The following is a 6,561-nucleotide window of genomic DNA, read 5'->3' on the forward strand; positions in this document are numbered from 1 at the left end:
GCCCGAGACCGCCCCGGCTCCCGCCGCGGGCGCCGGGGCCGGGCCCCGTGCGGGCAAGGGCGGCGGCCGCCCCGGTCGGAGCGGCCGCCGGCGCTGAGGCGCTACTGGCCCACCCGGCCGTCCACGCACTCGCGCAGCAGGTCGGCGTGGCCGCAGTGGCGGGCGTACTCCTCGATCCGGTGCACCTGCAGCTCCCGGATCGAGAGCCGGTCCTTCCCGACCCGCTCGCCCAGGTCCTGATACCCGGCCAACGCGGCGTCCAGCGCGGCCTGTTCGCGCTCCAGGTCGTGGAACGCTGCGTCCACCACGGCCTGCTCGCCGACGGCCCCGTCGAAGTCCGCGTCCCGCCCGCCGTACAGCTTGGGCAGCGGCTCGCCGTCGGTGATCCAGTTCCGCCAGTCCCGTTCCACCCGGGCCAGGTGCCGGACCAGGCCGAGCAGCGACATCGTGGACGGCGGCACCGAGCGGCGGGCCAGCTGCTCCGGGGCCAGGCCGTCGCACTTCATCCGCAGGGTCAGCCGGTAGTTCGTCAGGTAGTCCTGGAGGGTGGCGAGTTCGCCGTCCGGGCTCGGGCCCTCACTGTTGCGGGGGTCGTCGTCCGGGTCGGCCCACATGTCGGGGTAGACGGTCGCCTCGGTCCATCGCACGGGTTGCTCGGTCATGCCCGGCATCCTCCTTCGCAACCACCCCCGGCCGCCACCGGGTTATCGCACCCCCGGCCCCCGGAGCAACCGCTCGCCCTCCGCCCCGAAGGCGGCCCGGAGCACGGCGGCGACGTCGGCCTCCGGCACGGCGGCGCGGACCTCCGCCAGGACGCCCGGGAACCCCTCGTCGTCGATCACGCCCTGGTGCTCCCGGCGCAACCGGTGGACCAGCGCGACGAGTTCGGGGCGCAGCCGCATCCAGGCGCGGACGGCGTCGACCTCCTCCTCGACCAGCCGCAGGAACCAGCGCATCATCTCGTACGGGATGTCGACGGCCCGCCCCCGCGGGTCGAGGCTGATCGTCGGCTCCCGCGCCGGGTCCTCGTCGGGGACGACCGCGGCGACCAGGGCCCGCGGGTCCGCCCTGAGCCGCAGTTCGAGGAAGTAGGCGTCGTCGGACAGGTCGTACCCGGTGGTGACGCTGTAGTCCGGGTCGGGGCTCGGCGTGGGCATGCTGCCAGGCGCCGCTCCGCCGGGCGAGGGCGTTTCGGGGGCGTCCGCGCACGGGACGTCGGGCCGGCCGACCTCCCGTGCGGGGGTGGCGGGGCTCAGTCGGTCAGCAGGCGGGCGCGCAGGGTGTCGATCTGCGCGCGGTCGATGCCGAGGGCGCCGGTGAGGTAGGCCCCGACCGAGCCGTGGCGGTCGGCGAGGTCGGCGAGGGTGAGCCGGATGACGGCCTCCGGGGCGCGCCCGTAACCGGGCCAGCGCAGGGTGCGGCCGGGGTGGGCGGCGTGCCACTCGGCGACGAAGTGCGCGGTGGCGAGCTCGGTGAGGGCGAAGTCGGCGGCGATGTCGTCCTCGCCGACGCCGAGCAGGGTGAGCAGCAGGGCGGCGATCAGCCCGGTGCGGTCCTTGCCGGAGGCGCAGTGGAAGACCACCGGGGCCTCGGCGGCCGTGATCACGTCCAGCGCCTGGCGGATCTCCTTCACCCCGTCCTCGGCGACCTCGGCGAAGCGGTCGGCGAGGTGGCGCCAGGGGTCGACCTCCGGGTCGATCTCGGCCTGGTCGTACGGGCGGTGCTCGATCGAGAGGTTGTGGTACTCCAGGCCCTCGAACCCGGGCACCCGGCCCTTGGCGGCGATCTCCCAGGGGTAGCGGAGGTCGATCACGGTCCGCACGCCGAGCGCCCGGAGCCGGTCCAGGTCGGCGGGGGAGCCGAGCTTGCCGAGCGAGTCGGAGCGGTACACCAGCCCCCACCGGACGGACCGCCCGCCGGCGCCCGGGTAGCCGCCCAGGTCGCGGAAGTTGTGCAGGGCCTCGAACTCGATGTGACGTGTGGTCATGCGCGGCACTCTAACCAGCGCGTCAAGCGCCGCCGGGCCGGGGGAGCGGCGGCGGCCGGCCCGGGCGCCGCCGTCTGTCAGTGGTGTCGGGCAGGATCTGCACGTCGGTTCTTCGGAGGGACGGAAAGGGCGTCATGGCGATCACGAACGAGCAGGTGACGGAGCAGGAGTTCCTGCGGGAGATGTCCGAGGACCCGTACTTCCCCGACCACCTCGTGGCCAAGGGCAGGGCCATCCTGGTGCGGCTGTGCGAGCGGATCGAGGCCGAGCGGCCGGCGGACCTGCCGGCGCTGTACGTGCTCTCCCACGCCGCCGCGGAGGAGTTCAACCGTCTGGACACGGAGTTGAAGGCGGCGGGGAGCGAGATCGAGACGGCGGCGCGGGAGGACATCGCCGAGGCCTTCTGGATCATCGCCTCGGCCTACGGCTTCGAGGACGCGGACGTGGAGGAGATGGTCGAGCCCCGGGAGTGGTGACGGGCACCGCCCGGCCCTACACGCTGCGGTCGGCGAGGACCTCGCGGACGACGTGGCGGGCGTTGGCGGTCAGGGCCTGGTCGGTGTGGCGGTAGTACGGGATCGTCACCAGGGCGAGGGAGAACGCCCAGGCGCGGCCGCGGGCCCACATGGCCTCGTCCGCGTGGAGGGCGGCGCGGAAGGCGGGGCGGGCGGTGGCGGGCAGCAGGTTCCAGGCGGCGATCAGGTCGGCGGTCGGGTCGCCGACGCCCATCAGGGCGAAGTCGATGACGGCGGCGAGCCGGCCGGCGCCGGTGAGCAGCAGGTTGCCGGGGGTGAGGTCGCCGTGCAGCCAGACCGGCGGGCCGGCGTAGTCGGGCAGTCGAAGTGCCTTGTCCCACAGGGCGGTCGCGGCCTCGGTGTCGATCGAGCCGGAGAGCTGGGCGATGGCCGCGCGGGTGGCGCCGTCGCGGGAGGCGAGCGGGACGCTGCGTTGGGAGGCGGGGGCGTCGGCCGGGTCGACGGCGCGCAGGGCGTTGACGAAGCCGGCCAGGTCGCGGGCCAGCGCCTGGGGCGCGGCCAGGGCGTGGACGACCGGGTTGGCGCCGTCCAGCCAGTGCAGGACGGACCACTCCCACGGGTAGCCGGCGGCGGGCCGGCCGACCGCGAGCGGTGCCGGGACGGGCAGCGGCAGCCGCGGGGCCAGCCGGGAGAGCCACTGCTGCTCCCGCCGCAGGCCCCCGGCGGCCCACTCCACCCGGGGCAGCCGGACGGCGAGTTCGGGCCCGAGGCGGAACATCGCGTTGTCCGCCCCGGAGGTGGCGGCGGGGGTGACCGGGAGGCGCTCCCACTGCGGGAACTGGGCGGCGATCAGCCGCCGCACCAGGGCCGCGTCGACCACCGGCCCGTCGGGGTGGATCCGGGTGGCAGCGCACATGCCCGGCAGCGTACAGCTCCGGTCGTCGCCGTTCAGCCGGATTGCCGAACTGCTCACATTCCGAAGGTCGTTCGAACCGGAACGCGCGATTTCGGCCACCCGGCGACGGCCCTGACGGCCCTGACGGCCCTGACGGCCCTGACGGCCCTGACGGCCCTGACGGCCCTGACGGCCCTGACGGCCCCGACGGTCACCCGAAGGTGACCCGCACCCCGATGGTGCCGCCCTTGCCGAAGCGCAGCACGTTGGCGGTCAGCGCCACCGCGCACAGCAGGCCGTACTTGCGCCGCAGCAGCTTCCGGTAGGCGGGCGCCCGGTCGGGGTCCAGCACCGCGGTGGCCGGCACCTGGGCGCCGAGCAGGTTCCCGCGGATGTCGCTGGGCCCGACCAGCACGTCCGAACGGTTGCGCAGGCGCTTGACCTTGCCGGTCTTGGTGACGGTGGTGAAGACCAGCGCGTCCCCGTCGCGCGCGACCCACACCGGGGTGGCGACCGGAGTGCCGTTCCTCCGGTAGGTGGTGAACAGCAGGTACTTGGCGGCGGCGAGCCGCTCCAACTCGGCGGCGGCATCCAGAGTGTCCATGCCCGCCAGCCTAGGAAGCCGCAACTGGGCCCCGCTCAAGCCTCGGTGGAGCCCCGGGGCCGTCAGCGGGAGGCGCGCGCCACGCCCGGCCGTCCCGGGGGCGGCCGGTCGGTGTCGTCGGCACCTGCCAGAATGCAGGGCGTACGGCGCAAGCACTGATGGAGAAGGTGACCGGCTTCGTGACCACGCCAGTCGAACAGGTGGCCCGGCAGGCCCAGCAGGCGATCGAGCGGCAGATCGCCGAGGAGCTGGGTGTCCGCGAGGGGCAGGTGAAGGCGGCCGTCGATCTGCTCGACGGCGGCTCGACCGTGCCCTTCGTGGCCCGCTACCGCAAGGAGGTCACCGGCTCCCTCGACGACGCCCAGCTGCGTGCCCTGGAGGAACGGCTGCGCTACCTGCGCGAGCTGGAGGACCGCCGGGCGGCCGTGCTGGAGTCGATCGAGGCCCAGGGCAAGCTGGACGACGCGCTGCGCGCCCGGGTGCTCGCCGCGGACTCCAAGGCCCGCCTGGAGGACATCTACCTGCCGTTCAAGCCGAAGCGGCGCACCAAGGCGCAGATCGCCCGCGAGGCGGGCCTGGAGCCGCTGGCGGACACCCTGCTGGCCGACCCGGGGCAGGACCCGGCCGTGCTGGCCGCCCAGTACCTCAACGAGTCGGTGGCGGACGGCGCCGCGGCCCTGGAGGGCGCCCGGGCGATCCTGGTCGAGCGCTTCGGCGAGGATGCCGACCTGGTCGGCTCGTTGCGCGAGCGGATGTGGACCCGCGGCCGGCTGGTCGCGAAGGTCCGCGACGGCAAGGAGGGCGACGGCGCCAAGTTCGCCGACTACTTCGACTTCGCCGAGCCGTACACCCGGCTCCCCTCGCACCGCATCCTGGCGATGCTGCGCGGCGAGAAGGAGGAGGTGCTCGACCTCGACCTCTCCCCGTACGACGGTGAGTCCGAGGGCGACCTTCCGGGCGAGAACGACTACGAGCAGCGGATCGCCGCCCGCTTCGGCATCGCCGACCGCGGCCGCCCGGCCGACAAGTGGCTGGGCGACACCGTCCGCTGGGCCTGGCGCACCCGCGTGCTGGTCCGGCTCGGCATCGACCTGCGCGCCCGGCTGCGCGCCGAGGCCGAGGAGGAGGCGGTGCGGGTCTTCGCCGCGAACCTGCGCGACCTGCTGCTCGCCGCCCCGGCCGGCACCCGCGCCACCATGGGCCTGGACCCGGGCTTCCGCACCGGCGTGAAGGTCGCCGTGGTGGACGCCACCGGCAAGGTCGTCGCGTACGACACGATCTACCCGCACCAGCCCGCCAACAAGTGGGACGCGGCCCTGGCGACGCTGGCGGCCCTGGCGAAGAAGCACGACGTCGACCTGGTCGCGATCGGCAACGGCACCGCCTCCCGGGAGACCGACAAGCTCGCCGAGGACCTGCTGGGGCGCCATCCCGAGCTGAAGCTCACCAAGGCGATGGTCAGCGAGGCCGGTGCCTCGGTCTACTCGGCCTCCGCGTTCGCCTCGCAGGAGCTGCCGGACCTGGACGTGTCGATCCGCGGCGCGGTCTCGATCGCCCGCCGGCTCCAGGACCCGCTGGCCGAGCTGGTCAAGATCGACCCCAAGTCGATCGGCGTCGGCCAGTACCAGCACGACCTGAGCGAGGTGAAGCTCTCCCGCTCGCTGGACGCCGTCGTCGAGGACTGCGTCAACGCCGTCGGCGTGGACGTCAACACCGCCTCGGCGCCGCTGCTCACCCGGGTCTCCGGGGTCACCGGCACGCTGGCCGACAACATCGTCGCGCACCGCGACGCCAACGGCCCGTTCCGCACCCGCCGGCAGCTCAAGGACGTCTCCCGGCTGGGCCCCAAGGCCTTCGAGCAGTGCGCGGGCTTCCTGCGCATCCCCGGCGGGGAGGACCCGCTGGACGCCTCCAGCGTGCACCCGGAGGCCTACCCGGTGGTGCGCCGCATCCTGGCCGCGACCGGCGGGGAGCTGCGCGAGCTGATCGGCAACGGCGAGCGGCTGCGGGCGCTGCGCCCGGCGGACTTCGCCGACGACACCTTCGGCGTGCCGACCGTCACCGACATCCTCGGCGAGCTGGACAAGCCGGGCCGCGACCCGCGCCCGGCCTTCCGCACCGCGACCTTCAAGGAGGGCGTCGACAAGATCGGCGACCTGGAGGTCGGCATGGTGCTGGAGGGCGTGGTCACCAATGTCGCCGCCTTCGGCGCCTTCGTGGACGTGGGTGTCCACCAGGACGGGCTGGTGCACGTCTCGGCGCTGTCGAGGAACTTCGTCAAGGACCCGCGCGAGGTGGTCAAGCCCGGCGACATCGTCAAGGTCCGGGTGCTCACGGTGGACGTGCCGCGCAAGCGGATCGGGCTGACCCTGCGGCTGGACGACGAGGTCGGGCGCGAGCGCGGCGGGGACCGCGGCGACCGCGGTGACCGCCAGGCCCGCCCGCCGCGCCAGGAGCGCCGGGGCGGTGGCCAGGGCGGCCAGGGCGGTCAGGGCGGTCGCGGCGGCTCCGGCGGCGGTGCACCGGCCAACAGCGCCATGGCGGACGCGCTGCGCCGCGCGGGCCTGACCGGCGGCGACGGCGGCCGCGGCGACCCGCC

The 6,561-nt window shown here is 74.6% G+C and carries 7 protein-coding genes; 2 read left to right on the forward strand and 5 right to left on the reverse strand.

Annotated features, from left to right (window positions below; all coding sequences use genetic code 11):
- Positions 1–101: 101 nt before the first annotated feature.
- The 3 genes from ACFU7Z_RS33750 to ACFU7Z_RS33760 all read right to left on the reverse strand — a co-directional run bounded on the left by ACFU7Z_RS33750 (position 102) and on the right by ACFU7Z_RS33760 (position 1,987).
- On the reverse strand, positions 102–662 hold the full coding sequence (locus ACFU7Z_RS33750; protein ID WP_079272064.1) for a DinB family protein: 561 nt from the start codon (positions 660–662) through the stop codon (positions 102–104).
- Between the two features lie 42 nt (positions 663–704).
- Positions 705–1,157: a hypothetical protein gene (locus tag ACFU7Z_RS33755; protein ID WP_380781731.1), complete on the reverse strand. Its 453-nt coding sequence runs from the start codon at positions 1,155–1,157 to the stop codon at positions 705–707.
- Positions 1,158–1,252: 95 nt separating this feature from the next.
- Positions 1,253–1,987, reverse strand: a complete 735-nt coding sequence (locus ACFU7Z_RS33760) for a tyrosine-protein phosphatase (RefSeq protein WP_380781733.1) — start codon at positions 1,985–1,987, stop codon at positions 1,253–1,255.
- A gap of 134 nt (positions 1,988–2,121) precedes the next feature.
- Here ACFU7Z_RS33760 and ACFU7Z_RS33765 point away from each other — a divergent pair, with 134 nt between their 5' ends.
- Positions 2,122–2,463: a DUF5713 family protein gene (locus tag ACFU7Z_RS33765; protein WP_049658165.1), complete on the forward strand. Its 342-nt coding sequence runs from the start codon at positions 2,122–2,124 to the stop codon at positions 2,461–2,463.
- Positions 2,464–2,479: 16 nt separating this feature from the next.
- Here ACFU7Z_RS33765 and ACFU7Z_RS33770 read toward each other — a convergent pair whose 3' ends face one another.
- Together ACFU7Z_RS33770 and ACFU7Z_RS33775 are read right to left on the reverse strand one after the other, a co-directional pair.
- On the reverse strand, positions 2,480–3,379 hold the full coding sequence (locus ACFU7Z_RS33770; RefSeq protein WP_380781735.1) for an aminoglycoside phosphotransferase family protein: 900 nt from the start codon (positions 3,377–3,379) through the stop codon (positions 2,480–2,482).
- A gap of 190 nt (positions 3,380–3,569) precedes the next feature.
- On the reverse strand, positions 3,570–3,962 hold the full coding sequence (locus tag ACFU7Z_RS33775) for a PPOX class F420-dependent oxidoreductase (RefSeq protein WP_074002216.1): 393 nt from the start codon (positions 3,960–3,962) through the stop codon (positions 3,570–3,572).
- Between the two features lie 179 nt (positions 3,963–4,141).
- Here ACFU7Z_RS33775 and ACFU7Z_RS33780 point away from each other — a divergent pair.
- Positions 4,142–6,561 (forward strand): Tex family protein (locus ACFU7Z_RS33780; RefSeq protein WP_380781737.1); only part of this gene is annotated, 2,420 nt, incomplete at its 3' end.

Source organism: Kitasatospora sp. NPDC057518 (genome assembly GCF_042802075.1).
GTDB lineage: Bacteria > Actinomycetota > Actinomycetes > Streptomycetales > Streptomycetaceae > Kitasatospora.